This window comes from Halobacillus sp. BBL2006, assembly GCF_000786645.1.
In the GTDB taxonomy this organism is placed as follows: Bacteria; Bacillota; Bacilli; order Bacillales; family Halobacillaceae; genus Halobacillus.
On sequence record NZ_JRNX01000792.1, the window covers coordinates 1 to 2,132 of the forward strand.

General features: G+C 41.3%; 4 protein-coding genes. All 4 read right to left on the bottom strand.

All coding sequences use genetic code 11. The features are described 5' to 3' along the window. Positions 1-70: 70 nt before the first annotated feature. The gene (locus tag LD39_RS19725; RefSeq protein WP_035552406.1) at positions 71-577 is read right to left on the bottom strand and encodes a ferritin; all 507 of its coding nucleotides are present in this window, start codon (positions 575-577) and stop codon (positions 71-73) included. 101 nt (positions 578-678) lie between these two features. Continuing rightward, the gene (locus LD39_RS19730) at positions 679-987 is read right to left on the bottom strand and encodes a hypothetical protein (RefSeq protein WP_035552409.1); all 309 of its coding nucleotides are present in this window, start codon (positions 985-987) and stop codon (positions 679-681) included. Continuing rightward, positions 987-1,412 carry a thioesterase family protein gene (locus tag LD39_RS23290; RefSeq protein ID WP_035552412.1) on the bottom strand — a complete coding sequence of 142 codons (426 nt, stop codon included), beginning with the start codon at positions 1,410-1,412 and terminating at the stop codon, positions 987-989. Before LD39_RS23290 ends, LD39_RS19730 begins: the two co-directional genes overlap by 1 nt. Before the next feature lie 3 nt (positions 1,413-1,415). After that, positions 1,416-2,132 (bottom strand): AAA family ATPase (locus LD39_RS19740; protein ID WP_035552415.1); only part of this gene is annotated, 717 nt, incomplete at its 5' end.

Consider the following 2,132-nt stretch of genomic DNA (forward strand, 5'->3'; position numbering starts at 1 on the left):
AGAAAAAGAAATAAAATCAGAGGACTTATACAAGTCATGAGACTCTACCCTTACTCAAATTCCAGTTTGGTCAGCCAGCTGCTGGATGGACCGTACCTTGTCTCTGACCCAATTCTTGATCGAGCAGTAAAAGAGCAGAAGAATCATTGCCTGCTAATTTTAAGCGATCGACGATGGTTTGGCTTTGAGCTTCTTCATCAATTTGTTCTCTTAAGAAGTCTTGGATAATCAGTGCAGCCTGAGGATCAATTTGATTGGCGTAATTATAAGCTTGTCGATATGAGTCTGTGACAAACTTCTCATGTTCTAGAACTTTTTGAAAGGTATTTAATGGTGTACCGAAGTCACTCGGCTGGCCGGGGATCGCACTTAACTTAACTGTCCCATCCTTATCTACTACATAATCAATTAAAGTAAGCATATGTCCTCTTTCTTCCTCAGATTGAAGTCGAAGCCATTGAGCCATGCCAGTGTAATTCAATCTTCCCAGGTAAGCCGACATAGCTAGATATAATGTTGTAGATACGTGTTCAATTTCAATCAGATTATTAAATAGCTTTTGTAAATCTTCATTCATCCCATCTCACCTCGCTAATTTGAATACATGGTATTGTATTATAAATAGAGTGAAAATATGTTTGCCACTAGAAACAAAAATAAGACGCCGGTAATGGCGTCTTATTTTTGTTTCAAATTAAATCGTTCAATCTGATCCCATTTTCCTTCTTTTGCGAGAATGTCAAATTGGCGTTCGCCAAACAAATCATAATGAGGAAATCGAGGGTCACGATGAATCCACTCCGGCTTCAAACCATACTGGGAACCCCAGCGACTCAACTTTTTAATATCTTTACAACCAACTTTTGTGACTGTGTCACAGCCTGGGAAGCGTTCATCCAGCCAAAAATGAGTTAATATAGCAATTTCGCCGGCTTTTACCGTCTCCTTCCACTTATGGAGCTCGGCTCGCTTGACTCCGAAGGCCATTATTCTTTCCGCTCCATTGCGTTCAAATAAGCTTCATGCCAATCAGGAAAACTCCTTCTTATAGAAACAGGTCTGAAGTTATCTTTCTTTACAATCACATGCTTTGTTTCACCAGATACCGCTGTCTCACTATTCTCATGAACGACTTCGTATCCGTAAGTCACCCGTAGACCATCATAGTGCTCTACCCACGTTTTTACTTTCGTTTCTTCTCCATATCGAACAGGATTTTTGAAGCTGATCTGGGCGTCGATAACCGGTGAAACGACACCCTGCTTCTCAATCTCTGCGTACTTGAATCCTAATGATTCAATGAAGGCTGTACGTCCAATCTCAAACCACACCAAATAATTGGCGTGATAGACGACGCCCATCATATCCGTTTCCTGATATCTTACCTGGATTGGTGTTTCAACCACTTTCATTGATTAAGACTCCCTTCGTACGGTATTCCATGCTTTTTCTAAGTCAGCTAATTCTAGCTCGTTCATATCCTCTGCTTCATCGTCCATGATACGAATCGCCTGAAATTGAATGGCCTCATTGACTAAGTTGTTGACGAAACGTCCGTTCCCTCTCACTTTATGGTCCGTGTATTTTTCACGGAGGAACGACTCGGCCCATTCGTTAAAATGATACCCGTAGGAATTCGCTTGAAAATGAGTCATTTCAATTAGATCTTTTTCATCGTAATCAGGAAAGTAAAAATATTTTTTAAACCTTGAGGATAAGCCAGGATTACTTTCCACCAATTGCTCCATTTCATGCTGGTAGCCAGCAAGGATAACCACAAGATTTTCATTATGCTTTGTCATTTCATCCACAATGGTTTCAATGGCTTCTTTTCCAAAGTCGTCTCGGCCCCCGTTGTATAAGGCATAAGCTTCATCAATAAACAAGACGCCGCCTAAAGCTTCCCGAATTTTCCGTTTCGTCTTCATCGCTGTTTGCCCTACGTACCCTGCCACAAGATCGCTTCTTGAAACGACGACCGTATGTCCCCTTTTGAGTAATCCACACTGCTTTAGGACATCAGCATAAATCTCAGCAACGGTCGTTTTTCCTGTTCCAGGGTTACCAGAAAAAACAGAGTGTAACTGAACCGGAACAACAGGATACCCTTTTTCTTTTCGTTTTTGCTGGGC

Bases quoted from the DNA above. Each gene is read 5' to 3' on its own strand.
- LD39_RS19725 (WP_035552406.1), bottom strand. From the start codon at position 577: ATGAATGAAGATTTACAAAAGCTATTTAATAATCTGATTGAAATTGAA.
- LD39_RS19730 (WP_035552409.1), bottom strand. From the start codon at position 987: ATGGCCTTCGGAGTCAAGCGAGCCGAGCTCCATAAGTGGAAGGAGACG.
- LD39_RS23290 (WP_035552412.1), bottom strand. From the start codon at position 1,412: ATGAAAGTGGTTGAAACACCAATCCAGGTAAGATATCAGGAAACGGAT.